This is a genomic window from Streptomyces sp. GLSS-08, from assembly GCF_056387915.1.
Genome location: NZ_JBWJAQ010000024.1, coordinates 13,283 through 34,052, shown reverse-complemented (window position 1 = coordinate 34,052; position 20,770 = coordinate 13,283). Strand labels below are relative to the sequence as shown.

The 20,770-nt window shown below is 72.5% G+C and carries 14 protein-coding genes; 9 read left to right on the top strand and 5 right to left on the bottom strand.

Going from position 1 to position 20,770, the window contains the following annotated elements; genetic code table 11:
* Positions 1-23 precede the first annotated feature (23 nt).
* A complete protein-coding gene (locus AC0ZLC_RS30015; RefSeq protein ID WP_476755083.1) occupies positions 24-326 on the top strand; it encodes a DUF6191 domain-containing protein in 303 nt (100 codons plus the stop codon).
* Between the two features lie 9 nt (positions 327-335).
* On the opposite strand, the gene AC0ZLC_RS30010 is transcribed toward AC0ZLC_RS30015, so the two are convergent.
* Together AC0ZLC_RS30010 and AC0ZLC_RS30005 are read right to left on the bottom strand one after the other, a co-directional pair.
* Positions 336-1,466 (bottom strand): PQQ-dependent sugar dehydrogenase, encoded by a 1,131-nt coding sequence (locus AC0ZLC_RS30010; protein WP_476755136.1) that lies wholly within the window; start codon positions 1,464-1,466, stop codon positions 336-338.
* Between the two features lie 129 nt (positions 1,467-1,595).
* Positions 1,596-2,594 (bottom strand): aldo/keto reductase, encoded by a 999-nt coding sequence (locus AC0ZLC_RS30005; RefSeq protein ID WP_476755082.1) that lies wholly within the window; start codon positions 2,592-2,594, stop codon positions 1,596-1,598.
* A gap of 75 nt (positions 2,595-2,669) precedes the next feature.
* On the opposite strand from AC0ZLC_RS30005, the gene AC0ZLC_RS30000 reads away from it, so the two are divergent.
* The 6 genes from AC0ZLC_RS30000 (at position 2,670) to serA (ending at position 12,806) form a co-directional block, all read left to right on the top strand.
* Complete coding sequence (locus tag AC0ZLC_RS30000) at positions 2,670-3,611, top strand: 2-hydroxyacid dehydrogenase (RefSeq protein WP_476755081.1); 942 nt, start codon at positions 2,670-2,672, stop codon at positions 3,609-3,611.
* Between the two features lie 403 nt (positions 3,612-4,014).
* Positions 4,015-7,092 (top strand): putative bifunctional diguanylate cyclase/phosphodiesterase, encoded by a 3,078-nt coding sequence (locus tag AC0ZLC_RS29995; protein ID WP_476755080.1) that lies wholly within the window; start codon positions 4,015-4,017, stop codon positions 7,090-7,092.
* 229 nt (positions 7,093-7,321) lie between these two features.
* Complete coding sequence (locus AC0ZLC_RS29990; RefSeq protein WP_476755079.1) at positions 7,322-9,178, top strand: acetolactate synthase large subunit; 1,857 nt, start codon at positions 7,322-7,324, stop codon at positions 9,176-9,178.
* Between the two features lie 26 nt (positions 9,179-9,204).
* On the top strand, positions 9,205-9,729 hold the full coding sequence (gene ilvN / locus AC0ZLC_RS29985; protein ID WP_476755078.1) for an acetolactate synthase small subunit: 525 nt from the start codon (positions 9,205-9,207) through the stop codon (positions 9,727-9,729).
* A 155-nt stretch (positions 9,730-9,884) separates the two neighbouring features.
* A complete protein-coding gene (gene ilvC / locus AC0ZLC_RS29980) occupies positions 9,885-10,886 on the top strand; it encodes a ketol-acid reductoisomerase (protein ID WP_358855745.1) in 1,002 nt (333 codons plus the stop codon).
* Positions 10,887-11,216: 330 nt separating this feature from the next.
* Positions 11,217-12,806, top strand: coding sequence for a phosphoglycerate dehydrogenase (gene serA / locus AC0ZLC_RS29975; protein WP_358855958.1), 1,590 nt, complete (start codon positions 11,217-11,219; stop codon positions 12,804-12,806).
* A gap of 115 nt (positions 12,807-12,921) precedes the next feature.
* On the opposite strand, the gene AC0ZLC_RS29970 is transcribed toward serA, so the two are convergent.
* Together AC0ZLC_RS29970 and AC0ZLC_RS29965 are read right to left on the bottom strand one after the other, a co-directional pair.
* The gene (locus AC0ZLC_RS29970; protein WP_476755077.1) at positions 12,922-15,927 is read right to left on the bottom strand and encodes a helix-turn-helix transcriptional regulator; all 3,006 of its coding nucleotides are present in this window, start codon (positions 15,925-15,927) and stop codon (positions 12,922-12,924) included.
* A gap of 100 nt (positions 15,928-16,027) precedes the next feature.
* Entirely contained in the window at positions 16,028-17,599 is a 1,572-nt protein-coding gene (locus AC0ZLC_RS29965) for an MFS transporter (RefSeq protein WP_476755076.1), read from the bottom strand.
* A gap of 83 nt (positions 17,600-17,682) precedes the next feature.
* On the opposite strand from AC0ZLC_RS29965, the gene AC0ZLC_RS29960 reads away from it, so the two are divergent.
* Positions 17,683-18,273 (top strand): TetR/AcrR family transcriptional regulator, encoded by a 591-nt coding sequence (locus tag AC0ZLC_RS29960; protein WP_476755075.1) that lies wholly within the window; start codon positions 17,683-17,685, stop codon positions 18,271-18,273.
* Positions 18,274-18,306: 33 nt separating this feature from the next.
* On the opposite strand, the gene AC0ZLC_RS29955 is transcribed toward AC0ZLC_RS29960, so the two are convergent.
* A complete protein-coding gene (locus AC0ZLC_RS29955; RefSeq protein ID WP_476755074.1) occupies positions 18,307-19,674 on the bottom strand; it encodes a PucR family transcriptional regulator in 1,368 nt (455 codons plus the stop codon).
* 168 nt (positions 19,675-19,842) lie between these two features.
* Between AC0ZLC_RS29955 and AC0ZLC_RS29950 the strand changes: the two genes are divergently transcribed.
* Positions 19,843-20,769: a proline dehydrogenase family protein gene (locus AC0ZLC_RS29950; RefSeq protein WP_476755073.1), complete on the top strand. Its 927-nt coding sequence runs from the start codon at positions 19,843-19,845 to the stop codon at positions 20,767-20,769.
* The last annotated feature ends 1 nt before the right edge of the window (position 20,770 follow it).

The window sequence follows — 20,770 nt, the reverse complement described above, 5'->3', positions numbered from 1 at the left end:
GGATCCGGGCCGAGGGAGGCGCCGTGTTCAACATGTTCGAGGAGCTGTTCGCACCGGGCCGCAAGCACACCAACGACGAACGAAAGAGGCTGGAGCTGACCCGTGTCGACCTGAACGACGGCGACCCCGGGCGCGGGCCCATAGACCTGTCCTCGGGCAAGGTGGTCGTCCGCACGCAGCAGACACCGGAACGGGACGCGACCGCGGAAGGGCCCTCCTCAAAGGACGCGGTCTCGGCCTCCCCCGAGGACGCGGTCTCGACCGCCACGAAAGGCGACGGGGCCGCGGGCGCCGACCAGGCGGACGAGCGGCCCGGCGCCGGCTGACGCCTTCGCCTACTTCACCTCCAGCTCCAGGATCCTGTCGTCCCCGGCGCCGGGGGACCCGCGGCCGTCCGTCTCGCTCGTCACCAGCCACAGCCTGTCGCCGCCCGCGGAGACCACCGTGCGCAGCCGGCCGTACTCGCCCTTGAGGAACGCCTGCGGCTTCGCCGAGGCCCTGGTGCCCGCCAGGGGGATCCGCCACAGGGACCGGCCGCGCAGGCCCGCCATCCAGACCGAGCCCTCCGCCAGGGCGATGCCGCTGGGGGAGGCCTCGTCCGTGTGCCACTGGGCGACCGGGTTCTTGAACCTGCCGTCGTCGCTGCGGCCCTCGGCGTCGGGCCAGCCGTCGTTGTCACCGGGACCGATGTGGTTCAGCTCGTCCCAGGTGTCCTGGCCGAACTCGGACGCCCACAGACGCTGCTTGTCGTCCCAGGCGAGGCCCTGGACGTTGCGGTGGCCGTACGAGTAGACGACGGAGCCGGCGAAGGGGTTGCCCGGGGCCGGCTCGCCCTCCGGCGTCATCCTCAGGATCTTGCCGGCCGGTGACTTCCTGTCCTGGGCCAGGCCCTTGTCTCCGGTCTCGCCCGTGCCCGCGTACAGCATCCTGTCCGGGCCGAACGCGATCCGCCCGCCGTTGTGGATGAACCCCTTGGGGATGTTCCTGAAGACCGTGTCCGGCGCGCCCAGCTGCTCGCCCGCCGGCTTCCTGTCCTCGTACAGCATGCGGGCGATCCGGTTGTCCGACGCGGTGGTGAAGTACGCGTAGACCATGTGGTCCGAGGCGTACTCGGGGGACAGGGCGAGGCCCAGGAGTCCGCCCTCGCCCTCCGCGGCCACTCCCGGCACCCGGCCCAGCTCCGTCTTCCTGCCCGTTCTCGCGTCGACCCGGGTGATCGTGCCCTCGTCGCGGGAGGAGACGAGCAGGTCGCCGCCCGGCAGCGGGGCCAGGCCCCAGGGGGTCTTCAGATCCTCGGTGACCGTGCGCACCACCTCGACCGAGCCCTTCGCGGGCGGGGTGTCCTCCGGGGGTTTCACGGAGGACGAGGTCCCCGGGCTCGTCCTGCCCGGTGACGCGCTCGCGGTGGCGTCCGGCCCTCCTCCGTCGCCGGAGGAACAGCCGGCCGTCAGCAGAAGCGCGGCCATGGCCGACACGGCCGTCACAGCTCGACGTTGCACGATCAAGGTCCCTTCGAAGCGGCGGTCCTACTGTTCATACACCGCTCGCGGCCCACAGGTTCCCGATCACCCGCGGCCGATGCCGGGCAACTCCGGTCAGTCCCAGGATCCCTGGGCCGGCGGCAGGCGCGCCACCCGGGCCAGATCCTCGGCCGTCAGCCGCAGTTCCCCCGCGCCCGCGTTCTCCGTCACCCAACGCTCCCGCTTGGCGCCCGGCACCGGCACCACGTGCGGGCCCTGCGCCAGGACCCAGGCCAGGGCCACCTGCGCGGGGGTCACCCCGGCGCCGTACCGTTCGGCGATCCGGCGCAGTCCGGCGACGATCGGCTGGTTGGCGGCCATCATCTCGGCCGTGAAGCGGGGGTGGCGGGCGCGCAGGTCGTCCCGTTCGAAGCCCTCGCCGGGTGTCAGGGTCCCGGTGAGGAACCCGTTGCCGAGCGGCATCGCGGCGAGGAAACCCACCCCGCGTGCCGCGCACCACGGCAGCAGCGCGTCCAGCGCCTCCGGCGACCACACCGACAGCTCGGCCTGCACGGCGCTCACCGGGAACACCTGCTGCACCCGCTCCAGCTGCCGGATCGTCCCGTCGTGCAGCCGGGCACCCGCCCGGCGGCGGGAGCGCGCGCCCACCGCACACAGCCCCAGCGCGCGCACCTTCCCCGCCGCCACCAGCTCCGCCATCGCGCCCCAGGTCTCCTCGACCGGTATCTCCGGGTCCGCGCGGTGCAGCTGGTAGAGATCGATCACGTCCGTCTGCAGCCGGCGCAGCGAGGCGTCGCAGGCCCGTTTCACGTAACCGGGGCGGCCGTTGGCCACGACGTGCTGCTCGCCCACCAGCAGCCCGACCTTGGTCGACACGAACGCCTCGGCACGCCGCTCCCTCAACACCCGCCCCACCAGCAGCTCGTTGGTGAACGGGCCGTACATGTCGGCGGTGTCCAGCAGCGACGAGCCCACGTCGAGAGCCCGGTGCACGGTCCGCAGCGACTCCTCACCCCGCTGCCGGGAGCCGCTGTACGCCCAGCTCATCGGCATGCACCCCAGGCCCACGGCCCCCACATCGAGCGTCGCCGCACCGATCGTCCTGCGCTCCACGTGGCCGAACCCTCCCTCTCCTGGCACCCCAAACTAACCAATGGGCCGGCGCGGCCTTCGCATAGCCTCCTGACCATGACTTCCGATGTGTGGCTTCCGTTCGGCGCGGACGAGATCGAGGGCCTCCCCGAGGGCCTCGACTACCGCTTCTGGAACGGCGACCAGGACTTTCCCGCAGACCCCGCCGAGTGCGCCTTCTACGTGGTGCCGTACATGAAGGGCGCCGAGGTCTCCGTGCGCCCGCTGCCCCGGATGACGTCCGTGCAGGCAGTCCAGACCCTGTCCGCGGGCATCGACCACGTCGAGCCGGGCCTCGCACACCTGCGTCCGGGCGTGCGGTTGTGCAACGCGCGCGGAGTCCACGAGGCCAGTACCGGCGAACTCGCCCTGACCCTCGTCCTCGCCTCGCTGCGCGGCATCCCCGACTTCGTCCGGGGACAGGACAGGCAGGAGTGGCGCTCCGGCTTCCGACCGGCGCTGGCCGACAAGTCCGTCCTCATCGTGGGCTACGGGTCGATCGGTGCCGCGATCGAGGACCGACTCGCGCCCTTCGAACTCGCGCGGGTCGTGCGCGTCGCGCGCTCCGCCCGCACCACGGAGCGCGGTCCGGTGCACCCGCTCACCGACCTGCCCGCCCTGCTGCCCGGCGCCGACGTCGTCATCCTGTCCACCCCGCTCGACGACAGCACCCGTGGCCTGGCCGGCGCGGACTTCCTCGCCCGCATGAAGGACGGCGCCCTCCTCGTCAACGTCGCCCGCGGGCCCGTCGTGGACACCAAGGCCCTGCTCGCCGAACTGGAGGCCGGGCGGATCACCGCGGCGCTCGACGTGACGGACCCCGAACCGCTGCCGCCGGGGCACCCGTTGTGGCACGCGCCGGGGGTGCTCGTCAGCCCGCACGTCGGCGGGCCCACGTCCGCGTTCCTGCCGCGCGCCAAGCGGCTCCTGGTCGCACAGTTGAACCGCTTCGCGCGCGGGGAGCCGCTGGCGAACGTCGTGCGCACGACGGGCGCTTGAACGGCGTACCGTTCACCCCCCGTCCGCTTCGGGCACCCTCCGGAGTCCCCCGGACGCGGTGCGTACCGGCGTTCCCGCTGGTAGTTACGGAGCGTAGAGGAACTATGTCCCTGAGTGACGAGACTGGTGTATCGTCCCGACAGGGGCTGCGCCGCGGACCGTTCGGCGCCGGGGATGAGCGTTCAGGACTGCGAGGGGGGCGATGGGCGATGCACGGCCTATGGACCACCGATCCGACGCGGCGGGGCCGCCGACGGCGACCCCGGCTCGCGATGACGCGCAGGCGCGGACCCGGCCACGGCGGTCGCCACCAGCACCGCAGGCCCAGCGGCCGCAGGAGGCACACACATCCCGCGCACCGGGACCGGCGGGACCCGGGAGCGGCACGGGCCGGGTGGGCGCGGTGAGTTCCCCGCCGCCCGCCGCCTTCGACGGGTCGCTGCGCACGCCGCGGCTCCTCGGGACGCTGCTGTCCCGCGGTCCCGCGCCCGGCGGCGGGACGAGCCTGCGGGCGCAGCTCGCCCTGGCCCTGGTGTGCGCCGCGTACGCCGTCGGTTCCGCGTTCGGCTGGGGTTCCCCCCATGCCGCCGTCGTCATGGGCGACTTCGGGCTGAGCGCCGCCGCGGGGGCCGCCGCGGTCTCCTGCTTCCTGTACGCCCGCAGGCGCCGCATCCGCTTCCGGCCGGCCTGGCTGCTGTTCTCGCTGTCCTCCGTGATGGCCGCGCTGGGCAATCTGGTCTGGGGTTGGTACGAGGCCGTGCTCGGCATCGCCGTGCCCAGCCCGAGCTACGCGGACCTGTTCTTCCTGTGCTTCGCGCCGCCGGCCATCGTGGGTCTCCTCGTGCTGGCCAAGAGGCCGGTGACCAAGGCCGGCTGGGTCTGCCTCGCCCTGGACGCGTGGCTGATCGGCGGCTCGCTGCTCACCCTGTCGTGGAGTCTGGCGCTCGCGCAGGCGGCCAAGACGGGCGGCCCGAGCGTCCCGCACACCGCGCTGTCCCTCGCGTACCCGCTCCTGGACATCGCCCTGGTGAGCATGGTGCTCGCGCTGCACTTCCGGCGGTCGGCGGTGAACCGGTCCGCGGTGAACACCGCCATCGGCGCGCTCGCGCTCACGGTGATGTGCGACGCCCTGTTCACCTCGCCCCTGCTGCACAACGGCTACCGCTCGGGACAGCTCCTGGACGCGGGCTGGTTCGCCGGTTCCCTGCTGCTCGCCTACGCCCCCTGGGCCGGCGGCGGTCCCGGGCACCCGGACGCGGAGGGGTACACGCGCGTGGTCCACGAGCACGTCCCCGGGCAGCGTCCCGGCGGTCCCGTCCACGGACCGCGACAGGGCCCTCTCCCCGCGCCGGGACACGCTCCGACGCCGCCGACGCCGGGACACGCTCCGCTGCCGGGAGCGGAGCCGGGGAACGCTCCGCTTCCGGGATCCGCGCCGGGCGGCGACCGGGGACGGTATCCGGCCACCCGGCCCATCACCGGTTCGCTGGCCGCGCTCACGCCCTATCTGGCCGCCGCGGTCTGCACCCTGGGCATTCTCTACAACGTGCTGAACGGCCACAGCGTCGACCGCGTCGTGCTGATCACCGGCGGCACGGTCGTCCTCGCCCTCGTGGTGCGCCAGGGCATCATGCTCCTCGACAACATCACGCTCACCCAGGAACTGGCCCAGAAGGAGAACCACTTCCGCTCCCTGGTCCAGGGCTCCAGCGACGTCATCATGATCGCCGCGCCCAACGGCATCCTGCGGTACGTGAGTCCGGCCGCCGCCGGGGTCTACGGCCGGCCCGCCGAGGAACTCGTCGGCTCCGAGCTGGCCACCCTGATCCACCCCGAGGACCTCGGGTGCGTGCTGCACGAGGTGCGCCGTTTCCTGGCCGCCGGCCACAGCGAGGAACCCACCGCCCGCATCGAGTGCCGCTTCAAGTCAGGTGACGGCGGCTGGCTCAACGTGGAGTCCACCGTCAACCGCCACCACGGCGGCCTCATCTTCAACAGCCGTGACGTGACCGAAAGGGTGCGGCTCCAGGCGCAGTTGCAGCACAACGCCGAGCACGACCCACTCACCGACCTGCCCAACCGCGCCCTGTTCACCCGGCGCGTGCAGCAGGCGCTGTCCGGCCGTCGCTCCTCCGACCGCGGCACCGCCGTCCTCTTCATCGACCTCGACGGCTTCAAGGCGGTGAACGACACCATCGGGCACCAGGCGGGCGACGAGCTCCTCGTCCAGGCCGCCCGCAGGCTCCAGGACTCCGTACGACAGGGCGACACGGCCGCCCGCCTCGGCGGCGACGAGTTCGCGGCCCTCATCGTCGGTGACGGCGCCCGCGACCGCACCGCGCGCGAGCGCCACATCATGGAGCTCGCCGACCGGCTCAGGATCACCCTGTCCCAGCCGTACGCCATCGACGGCAACGATGTCCGGGTCGCCGCCTCCATCGGCGTCGCCTTCGCCGAACCGGGCCTCGGCGCGGGCGAGCTGCTGCGCAACGCGGACCTCGCCATGTACCGGGCCAAGGGCGCGGGCAAGGGCCGCGTCGAGCTGTACGCACCTCAGATGCAGCAGGACGTCGTCCGCAAGGCGGAACTGGCGACACGGCTGCGGGCCGCCCTGCACGACGGAGAGTTCGCGCTGCTCCACCAGCCGGTGGTCTCCCTGGAGACCGGCCGGATCACCTCGGTCGCCGCCCAGGCGCGCTGGCGCTCCTCCCAGGGCGTCTTCTTCACCCCGGCCGAGTTCCTGCGCGTGGCCGAGGACAGCGACCGCACCTCCGAGCTCGGCCGCTGGGTGCTGGAGCAGGCCGTCCAGCACGCCGCCGAGCGCGCCGACACCGGCCTGCCCGTGCCCGTCGCCGTCCGGATGAGCGCCCGCAGACTGCTGGACCGCTCCATGCCGCTCGGCTCCGTCGAGGCGCTGCTCACCCGGCACGGCCTCGCCTCGGGCGGCCTGGTCGTCGAGCTGTCCGACATGGACCCCCGGGTCTCCCTCGACGAGCTGGAGCGCCGCCTGAACGCCCTGCGGCGCATGGGCGTCCGGATCGCCCTGGACGGCTTCGGCAGCGGCTACGCGGCCATCACCGCCCTGCGTCGGCTCCCCGTCGACGTACTGAAACTCGACCGTGGCCTGATCGAGGGGGTCGTCGAGTCCGCGCGGCTGCACAAGATCACCAGCGGGCTGCTGCGCATCGCCACCGACCTCGGGCTGCAGTCCGTGGCCGACGGGGTGGATCTCCCCGAGCAGGTCATCGCCCTGCGCGCGATGGGCTGCACGCACGGGCAGGGGATGGCCTTCTCCGGGCCCCTCGACGAGTACCGGCTGCGCCGCGCGCTGTCCCGCGGCCACTGTCCGGTGCCGCACGGCCCGGTGGAGCCCGCGTTCGCCGGCAAGGGCGCCGGGCTGTTCGGCGGCGGCCTCCCCGTCGGCTTCGCGGGCGGCACCGTGCTGCGTTCACATAATGAGACTCCCGTCCCACCCACTTGACAGCCGGTGCGTGCCGGAGGGAGGGTCAATGCCATGCGCACCCGAATTCTCGTACTTGGAAAGCGCGTCGGCTGAAGCTGGGGCACACCGGAGGACGATCCGGAAACACCCAGCGACCGCACCCGGCGCGCTCCCCTCGCTTGCCTCACGGCACGAGGGGTTTTTTGTTGCACAGGCACTCGTCGTACACCGTACAAACCTCGCAAAAACCCTCAGCATCGAGAAGAGAATGCCGATGACCGACCAGGCCACCGGGGCCCACCATCCGCAGCCGCGGCCCCGTTCCGGAGGACATCAGTCCGCCCCCGAGCGCGTCACGGGTGCGCAGTCCCTCATCCGTTCTCTGGAGGAGGTCGGGGCCGACACGGTATTCGGCATTCCCGGCGGTGCGATCCTTCCGGCCTACGACCCCCTGATGGACTCGACGCGCGTGCGGCACGTGCTCGTCCGTCACGAGCAGGGTGCGGGTCACGCGGCCACCGGCTACGCGCAGGCCACCGGCAGGGTCGGCGTCTGCATGGCGACGTCGGGACCGGGCGCCACCAACCTGGTCACGCCGATCGCCGACGCCCACATGGACTCCGTGCCGATGGTCGCCATCACCGGCCAGGTCGCCTCCAAGGCGATCGGCACGGACGCCTTCCAGGAGGCCGACATCGTCGGCATCACGATGCCGATCACCAAGCACAACTTCCTGGTGACCGAGGCCGAGGACATCCCGCGGACGATCGCGGAGGCCTTCCACATCGCCTCCACCGGCCGCCCCGGTCCCGTCCTCGTCGACATCGCCAAGGACGCCCTCCAGGCACAGACCACCTTCAGCTGGCCGCCCACCCAGGACCTGCCCGGCTACCGCCCGGTGACCAAGCCGCACGCCAAGCAGATCCGCGAGGCCGCCAAGCTGATCACCGCCGCGAAGCGGCCGGTCCTGTACGTCGGCGGCGGCGTCCTGAAGGCACGGGCCACCGCCGAGCTGAAGGTCCTCGCCGAACTCACCGGAGCGCCCGTCACCACCACCCTGATGGCGCTCGGCGCATTCCCCGACAGCCACCCGCTGCACGTGGGAATGCCGGGCATGCACGGTGCGGTCACCGCCGTCACCGCGCTGCAGAAGGCCGACCTGATCGTCGCCCTCGGAGCCCGCTTCGACGACCGCGTCACCGGCAAGCTGGACAGCTTCGCCCCGTTCGCCAAGATCGTCCACGCCGACATCGACCCCGCCGAGATCGGCAAGAACCGCGCCGCCGACGTGCCGATCGTCGGTGACGCCCGCGAGGTCATCGCCGACCTGGTCCAGGCCGTCCAGAAGGAGCACAGCGACGGCCACCAGGGCGACTACACCGCCTGGTGGAAGGACCTCAACCGCTGGCGCGAGACGTACCCGCTGGGCTACGAGCAGCCCGACAACGGCTCGCTGTCGCCGCAGCAGGTGATCGAGCGCATCGGCCAACTCGCTCCCGAGGGCACGGTCTTCGCGGCGGGCGTCGGCCAGCACCAGATGTGGGCCGCGCACTACATCCGGTACGAGCGGCCCGCGACCTGGCTGAACTCGGGCGGCGCCGGGACGATGGGCTACGCGGTCCCGGCCGCGATGGGCGCCAAGGCGGGCGTCCCGGACCGGACGGTCTGGGCGATCGACGGCGACGGCTGCTTCCAGATGACCAACCAGGAACTCACCACCTGCGCCCTGAACAACATCCCGATCAAGGTCGCCATCATCAACAACGGCGCCCTCGGGATGGTCCGCCAGTGGCAGACCCTCTTCTACAACCAGCGGTACTCCAACACCGTGCTGCACTCCGGCCCCGGGGCGAGCGGCAAGGAGCCCAGCGCCGGCACCCGCGTCCCCGACTTCGTGAAGCTGTCGGAGGCCATGGGCTGCTACGCCATCCGCTGCGAGTCCCCGGCCGACCTCGACAAGGTCATCGAGGAGGCGAACTCGGTCAACGACCGCCCGGTCGTCGTGGACTTCATCGTCCACGAGGACGCGATGGTGTGGCCGATGGTCGCCGCCGGCACCTCGAACGACGAGATCATGGCCGCCCGGGACGTCCGCCCCGACTTCGGCGACAACGAAGACGACTGAGAGCCGTAGGAAAAGGAACGAGACCCATGTCCAAGCACACGCTCTCCGTCCTGGTCGAGAACAAGCCGGGTGTCCTCGCCCGGATCACCGCCCTGTTCTCGCGTCGCGGCTTCAACATCGACTCGCTCGCGGTCGGTGTCACCGAGCACCCCGACATCTCCCGCATCACGATCGTGGTGAGCGTCGCCGACCTGCCGCTGGAGCAGGTGACCAAGCAGCTCAACAAGCTCGTCAACGTCCTGAAGATCGTCGAACTGGAGGCGGGTTCCGCCGTTCAGCGGGAACTCGTTCTGGTGAAGGTGCGCGCCGACAACGAGACGCGCTCCCAGATCACCGAGATCGTCCAGCTGTTCCGCGCCAAGACCGTCGACGTCTCCCCGGAGGCCGTCACCATCGAGGCCACCGGCGGCAGCGACAAGCTGGAGGCCATGCTCAAGATGCTGGAGCCGTTCGGCATCAAGGAGCTCGTCCAGTCAGGCACGATCGCCATCGGCCGCGGCGCCCGCTCGATCACCGACCGGTCGCTGCGCGCCCTCGACCGGTCGGCCTGACCGCCGGAGCAGGGGACGGCCCGTCCCCGGCTCCGGTACGACCGGAAACGGACGGTTCGCAGTCGCCGACCGCCCGTATTCCGAGACCCGAAGACTTCCCCTCCCTCGCCCGCCGTACGGTGGGACGCAACACCAGCACACCAAGGAGATCCCCAGTGGCCGAGCTGTTCTACGACGACGATGCCGACCTGTCCATCATCCAGGGCCGCAAGGTCGCGGTCATCGGTTACGGCAGCCAGGGCCACGCCCACGCGCTGTCGCTCCGTGACTCGGGTGTCGACGTCCGCGTCGGTCTGCACGAGGGCTCCAAGTCCAAGGCCAAGGCCGAGGAGCAGGGCCTGCGCGTGGTGACGCCGTCGGAGGCGGCGGCCGAGGCCGACGTCATCATGATCCTGGTCCCGGACCCGATCCAGGCCCAGGTCTACGAGGAGTCCATCAAGGACAACCTGAACGACGGCGACGCGCTGTTCTTCGGCCACGGCCTGAACGTCCGCTTCGGCTTCATCAAGCCCCCGGCCGGCATCGACGTGTGCATGGTCGCCCCGAAGGGCCCGGGCCACCTGGTGCGCCGTCAGTACGAGGAGGGCCGCGGCGTTCCCTGCATCGCGGCCGTCGAGCAGGACGCCACCGGCGACGCCTTCGCGCTGGCGCTCTCGTACGCCAAGGGCATCGGCGGCACCCGCGCCGGCGTCATCAAGACGACGTTCACCGAGGAGACCGAGACCGACCTGTTCGGTGAGCAGGCCGTTCTCTGCGGTGGTACGGCCGCGCTGGTCAAGGCGGGCTTCGAGACGCTGACCGAGGCCGGCTACCAGCCCGAGATCGCGTACTTCGAGTGCCTCCACGAGCTGAAGCTCATCGTCGACCTGATGTACGAGGGCGGCCTGGAGAAGATGCGCTGGTCGGTCTCCGAGACCGCCGAGTGGGGCGACTACATCACCGGCCCGCGGATCATCACCGACGCCACAAAGGCGGAGATGAAGAAGGTCCTCACGGAGATCCAGGACGGCACGTTCGCCCAGCAGTGGATGGACGAGTACCACGGCGGCCTGAAGAAGTACAACGAGTACAAGACCCAGGACGAGAACCACCTCCTGGAGACCACCGGCAAGGAGCTGCGCAAGCTCATGAGCTGGGTCAACGACGACGAGGCGTGAGCCCCGCGGCGGCGGGCCGGAGCGGACCGCTCCGGCCCGCCGCCGAACCCCCGGTAACGCTGTTGTCCACTGAGGCCAGCCACGTCCGGGTGATCCTTCCGCGGAGGCGCAGGACGGCCCCCGCGGCAGCACTAGACTGCTGCACAACAAACGCGTCAGGCCCACAGCGTCGTGCGTCTTCCACGCGGCTCAAGCGACACCGAGGAAGTGAAGGCCCGCCCCCACGCCACTCGGCACGGGACCGCACCTGCACCTCCCCGGGCCGCCGACAACCCTCCACCGCATGCGGCCGTCGGGACGGCCGTCCGCATTGGACTTGTGAGGACTCACGTGAGCTCGAAACCTGTCGTACTCATCGCTGAAGAGCTGTCGCCCGCGACCGTCGACGCCCTGGGCCCGGACTTCGAGATCCGGCAGTGCAACGGCGCGGACCGCGCCGAACTGCTGCCCGCGATCGCCGACGTGGACGCGATCCTGATCCGCTCGGCCACCAAGGTCGACGCCGAGGCCGTCGCCGCCGCGAAGAAGCTCAAGGTCGTCGCACGGGCCGGCGTCGGCCTGGACAACGTCGACGTCTCCGCCGCCACCAAGGCCGGCGTCATGGTCGTCAACGCCCCCACGTCGAACATCGTCACCGCGGCCGAGCTGGCCTGTGGCCTCCTGCTGGCCACCGCGCGGCACATCCCGCAGGCCAACACCGCCCTGAAGAACGGCGAGTGGAAGCGCTCCAAGTACACGGGCGTCGAGCTGGCCGAGAAGACCCTCGGCGTCGTCGGCCTCGGCCGCATCGGCGCGCTGGTCGCCCAGCGCATGTCCGCGTTCGGCATGAAGGTCGTCGCCTACGACCCCTACGTGCAGCCCGCGCGCGCCGCCCAGATGGGCGTGAAGGTCCTGTCGCTGGACGAGCTGCTCGAGGTCGCCGACTTCATCACCGTGCACCTCCCCAAGACCCCCGAGACGCTCGGCCTGATCGGCGACGAGGCGCTGCACAAGGTCAAGCCGTCGGTGCGCATCGTGAACGCCGCGCGCGGCGGGATCGTCGACGAGGAGGCGCTGTACTCGGCGCTCAAGGAGGGCCGCGTCGCCGGCGCCGGCCTCGACGTGTACGCGAAGGAGCCCTGCACGGACTCCCCGCTCTTCGAGCTCGACCAGGTCGTCTGCACCCCGCACCTCGGCGCCTCCACCGACGAGGCGCAGGAGAAGGCCGGTATCGCAGTCGCCCGCTCCGTGCGCCTCGCCCTCGCCGGCGAGCTCGTGCCGGACGCGGTGAACGTCCAGGGCGGCGTCATCGCCGAGGACGTCAAGCCGGGTCTGCCGCTCGCCGAGAAGCTCGGCCGCATCTTCACCGCCCTCGCGAGCGAGGTCGCGGTCCGCCTCGACGTCGAGGTGTACGGCGAGATCACCCAGCACGACGTCAAGGTGCTCGAACTGTCCGCGCTCAAGGGCGTGTTCGAGGACGTGGTCGACGAGACCGTGTCGTACGTGAACGCGCCGCTGTTCGCGCAGGAGCGCGGCGTCGAGGTCCGTCTGACGACCAGCTCCGAGTCCCCGGACCACCGCAACGTGGTCACCGTCCGCGGCACGCTCGGCGACGGCCAGGAGGTCTCGGTCTCCGGCACGCTGGCCGGCCCCAAGCACCTCCAGAAGATCGTCGCCGTCGGTGACTACGACGTCGACCTCGCGCTCGCCGACCACATGGTCGTCCTGCGCTACGAGGACCGTCCCGGTGTCGTCGGCACCGTCGGCCGCGTCTTCGGCGAGGCCGGCATCAACATCGGGGGCATGCAGGTCGCCCGCGCGGCCGTCGGCGGCGAGGCCCTCGCGGTCCTCACGGTCGACGACACGGTCCCGCAGTCCGTCCTCACCGAGGTCGCCGACGAGATCGGCGCCACGTCGGCGCGCTCGGTCAACCTCGTCTGACGGTCACTCAGCACGGCTTCCCCGTACGGCGCTCGCGCTGAGCGCCTGCGTACGGTCCGAGGGCCGGGTCACCTTCGGGTGGTCCGGCCCTCCGTCGTGCAGGAGGCGGCGGGCGTCAGCCGGACGCCGTGCGCTCCGGCTCGATCAGGCCCTGCCGGTAGGCGATGGCCACGGCCTCCGTGCGCCCGGCCGCGCCCAGCTTGGCGAGGATGTTCGACACGTGGACGCTCGCCGTCTTGCCGCTGATGAACAGCTCCTCGCCGATCCGGCGGTTGGTCCGGCCGAGCGCGAGGAGCCGCAGCACGTCGTACTCCCGGGCCGTCAGGACCGCGCCGTCCTGCGCGGGGGGCTCCGTCCGGGCGAGCCGGCCGCGCCTGACGAGGGCGTCCAGGGCCTCGCACAGCGGTACGGCCCCGAGCCGCACGGCCGTCTCGCGTGCCGCGCGTGCCTGCTCGGCGGCCTCCTCACGGCGGTCCGCCGCCAGCAGCGCCTCCGCCAGCCGCCGCCGGCAGCGGGCCAGCTCGTACGGGTCGCCGTAGTCGAAGGCGGCGACGGCCTTCTCCCAGGCCGCGACATCGGGGCCGGTGCGGGCGCGGGTCCACTCGGCCTCGGCGCGGGCCAGCCAGGCGAGGCCCTCGGGACCCTGCCGCGAGCCGTCCTCGCCCTTCGCCGCCGTGACGCGGGCCAGCTCCACCAGCTCGTCCGCGGTGTCCGTCCAGCGGCGGACGCCCGCCCGGTCGCCGGCCGGGCGCAGCTGTTCGGCCCGGTCGGCCACCGCGGCAAGGGCGAGCGCGGCCAGGTGCACCGCGACGTCCGGCCGCTCGGCGCCCGCCTCACCGGCGAGGGCCGTGATCGTCGTACGGACCCGGGCGACGGCCGCCTCCGGGTCACCGCGCAGCGCCGCGGCGTCGGTCAGCACGATGCCCGCGACGAGGGTGGCCATCCAGTCGAACGGTCCGTCGAGGAGGGCGTGGGCACGGTCGGCGGCCCGCTGGTCGCCCCGCGCCAGTGCCACGTACAGGGCGGGGCCGGTCGCGAACCCGGCCGCCGCGGGCAGCCGCTCGGCGTCGGCGGCGGCGGCGCGGGCGCAGTCGTCCCAGCGGCCCAGGGTGTAGCAGACCAGGGACTGGAGATAGCGCAGCTCCAGCGCGTACGGCGAGGACAGCAGGCCGGAGCGGCCGGCGCGCTCGAGTCCGTCGGAGAGCCAGGTCAGGCACTCGTCCAGGTCACCGGACTCGTAGCAGCCGACCGCGAGGTTGAACAGGGCCCGCATCTCGACGGAGACGTTGCCGGCGAGACGGGCCAGTCCGCGTGCCCGCGCCAGCCGGAGGCGGCCTTCCGGGGTGCGGCGGTTGTGGCCTTCGAGCCCGACCAGGGAGATCGTCAGGTCCGCCTGCGCGTCGGCGATCCCGAGGTCCTCGGCGACGCGCAGGGCCTGTCGGGCGACCCGCTGGGCGTCCTCGTCGTGGCCCATGTAGCGGGCCGCCATGGCGTGGGTGGCCGCGGCCCACACCCACGTGCGCGACGGGGGGTCGGCCGGGATCATGGCGAGGGCCTCACTGCTGTACGTGAACGCCGCTTTCAGCCGGTCGACGCGGATGAGGTTGCCCGCGAGGGTGTAGCGGACGCGGACGGCCAGTTCGGAGTCGGCGTCCGAGCCCGCCCGGGCGAGCGCGGCCCGGGTCAGCGTGACCGCCCGGTGGCTCTCGCCCGCGTGGGCGGCGGCCGCGGAGGCGCGCAGCGTGAGGGTGACGGTGTCGAGGACGTCCTCGGGGCGGGCCGTGGGTGCCACTGCGGGCCACAGGTCGAGGGCGGACTCCAGGTGGCGCAGCTCCTCGGCGGGCGCGCCGACGCGGGCGGCGTGGTCGGCGGCCTCCAGGGACGCCCGTAGCGCGTCGGCCAGGTCGTGGCTCTCCCGCGAGTGGTGGGCGCGTTCCGCGGCGCTCTTCGCCGGGTCGCCGCGTCCGGCGAGGAGCCGGGCGAACGCGCGGTGCAGCCGGACCCGTTCGCCCGGCAGCAGATCGGCGTAGACGGCCTCGCGGATGAGGGCGTGCCGGAAGGTGTACGTGTCGCCTTCGGCGGGGACGAGGAGCTGTCTGCCGACGGCCTCGCGGAGCGCCGACTCCAGCTCGTCCTCGGGCAGTTGGACGGCGTCGCGCAGCAGGTCGTGCTCGACGCGGCGGCCGGCCACGGCGGCGGTGCGCAGCACCTGCTGGGCGGTGGCGGGCAGTTGCTCGAAGCGGATGAGGAGGACGTCGGCGAGACCGCTGGGCATCACGCCGGCTTCGGGCTCGGCGGCACCGGGCACGGCGTCCGCGGTGGCGGCGAGCAGCTCCTCCGCGTAGAACGCGTTGCCCTCGGCGCGCTCGACGATGCGGCGGACCGTGGTGTCCGGCACCGGCTCGGTGCCGAGGGCGCGCACCAGGCTGGCCACCTCCGCGTCGCGCATCGGCCGCAGCTCCAGGCGGTCGACCGCGGGCAGCCGGATCAGCTCGGCGAGCAGAGGACGCAGCGGGTGGCGGCGGTGCAGGTCGTCGGCGCGGTACGAGGCGAAGACGGCGAGGCGGTGGGTGGGGGCGCCGCCCGCCGCCGTGCCCGGGGCGCGGGTCTGCGGGAGCTGGAGCAGGCCGCGGCTGAGGAGGAAGCGCAGCAGGTCGCGGGAGGACTGGTCCGCCCAGTGCAGGTCCTCCAGGACGAGCAGGAGGGGGGTGATCGCGCCGACGTCGCGCAGGAGTGCTGCCACGCCCTCGAACAGGCGCAGCCGGCCGCCCGCGTCGGAGGCGCCGTCGGCCCCGCTGCCGAGCAGCCGGTCGACGGCGGGGTGGGCAGCGAGGGCGGGGGCGAACCGTTCGTCCGCCGCGAGCGCGCCGAGGATCTCGGTGAACGGCAGATACGGCAGGCCCACGTCGCCGAGGTCGACGCAGTGGCCGGTGAGGACCGTCATGCCGGTGGTGGCGGCGTGCGCGGCGGCTTCGGTGAGGACGCGGGTCTTGCCGACGCCGGCGTCTCCGGCGACCAGGACGGCGCGGGGGTCTCCCGCGCGGGCGCGGGTCAGCACGCCGGTGAGGCGGGCCAGTTCTTCTGACCGGCCGATGAACGGCGTACCGAATGTCTGTGCCACGGTTCCATCCTGGCATGCGGAGCGGGCACGGCACCCGGCATTGCGGCTGCCCTCCAGGGGTGCCGCCCCCGGATGCCCGTGTCGGCCCGCGGCCTCGTCCTCATGCGCCCGACCGGCTGAGACTCTCCTGGGCGGGGTGTGAGGTCTGCTCGGCCGGGGTGGGGTGCACCTGCACCCGGCGCAGCGTGGCCGTGGCGAGGGCCGCCGCGCCCAGGAGGAGGAGCGCTCCGGCGACGGCCGCGGCGTTCATGCCGCTGGTGAAGGCATCCCGGGCGGCCGTCGTCAGGGGGTGGCCGGCGCCGTCCGGCAGGTGCCGGGCGGCGGACAGCGCGCCGCCGAGGGTCTCCCGGGCCGCGGCCGGGGCGGAGGCCGGCATCTCGTGGCGGTAGACGGCGGTGCCGATGGAACCGAGGACCGCCATCCCGAGCGCGCCGCCGAACTCCGCGCCGGTCTCCAGCAGGGAGGACGCCGTGCCCGCGTTGCCGACGGGGACCGTACCGAGGGCCAGGTCCATCATCTGGGACATCACGGTGACGATTCCGGAGGCGAGGACGCCCGCGCCGGCCAGCACCAGCCACAGGGAGTCCGTACCGGCGAGGACGAGCAGTCCGTAGCCGCAGGCGGCGACGACGAAACCACCGGCTACGACGTGGCCCCGGTGCACGCCCTTCTGCACCAACTGCGCGGCGACCGGGGCGGCGACGCCGACCAGGACGGTGGGCAGCAGGGCCCAGAGCGCGGCTTCCATGGAGCTCTTGCCGAGCACCGACTGAAGGTACTGGGTGGTGAAGTACGCCGAGCCCATCATGGCGAACGAGGAGACGAGGTTGAGGACGACGGCAGGGGCGAAACCGCGTCCGCGGAACAACTCGGGTGAGATCAGCGGGGATTCGGCGGTGCGCTGGCGGCGGACGAAGAGCGCGGTGAAGAGCAATCCGACGGCTACGGAGATCACGTACTCCGACCGCCAGCCCTCGGACGGGATCTCCTTGACGCCGTAGATCAGGGGCAGCACGGCCGCCATGGACAGCGGCACGCTGAGCAGGTCGAAGCGGCCGGGCTCGGGGTTCCTGGACTCGGGCAGCAGGACCGGGCCGAGTACCAGCAGCAGCACCATCGCGGGCAGGTTGACCAGGAAGACGGAGCCCCACCAGAAGTACTCGACGAGGACACCGCTCATCACCGAGCCGAGGGCGATGCCGCCGGTCATGACGCCGGACCACAGGCCGATCGCCTTCGCCCGCTGGCCGGGGTCCGTGAACATCGTGCGGATGATCGCCATCGTCGACGGCATCAGGGTCGCGCCGCCGATGCCGAGGAGGGCGCGGGCCGCGATCAGAGTCTCGGCGCTGTCGGCGTACGCGGCGACGACGGAGGCGGTCCCGAAGGCGGCGGCGCCGAACAGCAGCAGCTTGCGGCGTCCGATGCGGTCGCCCAGGGAGCCCATCGTCATGAGCAGACCGGCGAGCACGAACGCGTAGATGTCGAAGATCCACAGCTGCTGGGTGCCGCTCGGCTCCAGGTCCGCGCTGATCGCGGGGATGGCGAAGTAGAGGACGGAGACGTCCATGGAGACGAGGAGCAGCGGAAGCATCAGGACGCCGAGGGCGGTCCATTCGCGGCGGCCGGCGCGGGGGCCGGATGCGGGGGTCGGGCTCGTCGAATGCGTCATGGCAGGGACTGTACGGATGTCTTATACGCCTGTCTAGTACGTTCGTTTAATACGGTTGTCTGGATCGGCGGTACGCTGCTCGTATGGGACACCGTGAGGATCTGCTCGAGGGCGCCAAGCGCTGCCTGCTGGAGAAGGGGTTCGTGCGCACCACCGCGCGCGACATCGTCAAGGAGTCGGGGACGAACCTGGCGTCCATCGGCTACCACTACGGCTCGAAGGACGCGCTGCTCGCGGAGGCGTACGTCGACCTGATCTCGAACCTGGGTGAGGGGTTCGACGGCTTCGGCGGGGACGGCACGGTGGGGGAGCCCGGCTCCCTGGAGCGTTTCCAGGAGGTCTGGGCGAACGTCACCCGGTCCTTCACCGAGGCCCGCCCGATCTGGATGCTCACCTTCGAGGTGATCACCAACGACGACCGGCTGCCCGGGGTCCGCGAGCAGCTGGTGAAGGCCCAGGACGAGGGGCGCCGGGGCCTGATCCCCCTGCTCATGGGCGGCCGGGAGTCCGACGTCGACGACGAGACGCTGCGCACGGTCGGCGGTTTCTACCAGACCCTGCTCAACGGTCTGTGCGTGCAGTGGCTCTTCGACCCGGCGTCGGCGACGGAGGCCTCGGACCTCACACAGGGGCTGCGGCGGGTGATCGAGGCGTCGGCGAAGACGGGCGGCTGAGACCGGCGGGGGTCCCGCGGCCCGCGCCGGGCCCTACAGCCGCGCCCCCTTCAGCGCCATGTGCAGCAGCAGCCGGTCCTCGCCGTCGTCCAGGTCAAGGCCCGTGAGCTGTTCGACCCGGGACAGGCGGTAGTACAGGGTCTGGCGGTGGACCCCCAGCTCCGCCGCGGTGCGGCCCGCCTGGCCCGCGCAGTCGAGGAAGACCTCGGCGGTGCGGGCCAGTTCGCGATGGGCGGGGGCCAGCAGGGTGCGTACGACGGGGTCGTGGGCGGCGTCCGGCGGGAGCGCCGTCAGGAGCCGGAAGGGGCCGATGGACGCCCACTCGGCGACCGGTCCGAGACGCGGCTCGGCCAGGACGGCACGGGCGGCGGCCGAGGCCTCCTGCCAGGCGGCCCCCAGTTCGGCGAGTCCCGCGCGCGCCCCGGCGACGCCGGCCGCCGCGACACCCGGCAGGCTTCCGGTCGTCGCGCCGCTCGCAGGACGGCCGGTCGACCCGCCGCCCGAGGGGTTCGCGGACGCCGCCCCGCCCGAGGGGTTCCCGACGGCCGTGTTTCCCGAGGAGTTCCCGGCTGCCCCGCGGCCCGAGGCGCTCCCGGTGGCCGCGCCCGCCGCCTCCCGTACGAACCGTGACGCCGCCGTGAGCGCGGGGGTCAGCACCTCGGGCGAGCGCAGCCGCACCAGCAGGGCCAGGCTCTGGGCGGTCGCCCCCCACGGCACCGTGCACAGGGCGGTCGCCCCCGGCACCGTACGGACGGACGGGGCGTCGTCCGGGTCGGCGGAGGGCCACGGGGCCACGCACACGACCGTGTGCAGGCCGTCCCCGCGGGAGCCGAGCGCGGTGCGCAGCTCGGCGACCGCCATGTCCCGCTGCCAGCCGCGCTCGGCCGTGAGGACCGCCCGCAGCTCGCGCGTGAGGTCGGCGCCCGCCTGTGCCTCGTCGGCGAGCAGGGCGCCGAGCCGGGCGGCGACCTCCATGGCGGCGGCCAGTTGCTCGGCGGCCGGTCCCGGGTCGTCGTCCAGGAGCCACACGTACCCCAGCACGACGCCCCGATGGCGTACCGGCAGGCAGACGCGTCCGCGGTGGACGCCCGCCTCCGGCGTCGGCGGGATGCGGACCGGACCGGTGGCCCGGGCGATGCCGAAGCCCTCGAACCAGGCGCGGACCGCCGGGGTCGAGCGGCGCGTGAGGATCGAGCGGGTGCGCACCGGGTCGAGGGCGGCCTCGTCGAAGTCGCCCTCGCTGTCGTAGGCGCCGAAGGCGATCAGCTCGAAGTCACGGTTCTCCAGCGTCGCGGGGGCGCCGAGGAGGGCCGAGATCTCGTCGACCAGTTCCTGGTACTCACCGCGTCCGGCCGGTCCGCCCACCTTGAAATCGCCCGTCACGCGGGCATTCTCTCTCATTTCTCCACCGGCCTCATACAGATGTCTGAGATCCAGGGCACGGATGCGTGACAGCTGTCGATGGCCGACGATCGGGAGGATCCTTAGGTTTCACGGTGGTTCTCCGTGCCGTACCCGGGCGTCCTTTCCCGGGGCCGCGGCCGTCCGTACTTTCCGTGGAGGTGCCCCGTGCTGGGTCCCGTGATTCTCGCCGCGTCGCGCAGCGACCGGATGCGCCGTTTCGTGTCGGCGGCCCCCGGCACCAAGCAGGTGGTCGCCCGCTTCATCGCCGGTGAGACGGTCGGCCAGGTCGTGCCGATCGTGCGGGAGGCCGTCGCCCGGGGGCTGGAGGTCACCCTCGACGTCGTCGGCGAGGACATCACCACCCGCGAGCAGGCCGCCGCCGCCCGGGACGCCTACCTGGAGCTCATCCAGCACCTCGCGCGGCTGGACCTCGGCACCCGGGCCGAGATGTCCGTCAAGCTGTCGATGTTCGGCCAGGCGCTGGAGGGCGGGCACGAGCTGGCGCTCGCCAACGTCCGGCCCGTCGTCGAGGCCGCCGCCGCCATCGGCACCACGGTCACCCTGGACGCCGAGGACCACACCACCCTCGACTCGATGTTCGCGATCCACGAGGAGCTGCGGAAGGACTTCCCGCAGACCGGCTGCGTCATCCAGGCCTACCTCTTCCGCACCGAGGCCGACGCCCGCCGTCTCGCCGCGAACGGCAGCCGCGTGCGTCTGGTGAAGGGCGCCTACAAGGAGCCCGCCGAGGTCGCGTACCAGGACAGGACCGAGATCGACAAGGCGTACGTCCGGGTCCTGCGCGTCCTGATGGAGGGCGACGGATACCCGATGATCGGGTCCCACGACCCCCGGCTGATCTCCATCGCCCAGGAACTCGCGCGGCGTGCCGGGCGCAAGCTCGACGAGTACGAGTTCCAGATGCTGTACGGCATCCGCGGCGAGGAGCACCTGCGGCTCGCCGCCGAGGGCCACCGGATGCGGGTGTACACCGCGTACGGCACCGACTGGTACGGCTACTTCATGCGCCGCCTCGCGGAGAAGCCGGCCAACCTCCTCTTCTTCGCCCGCTCCATCCTCACCAAGGGCTGAG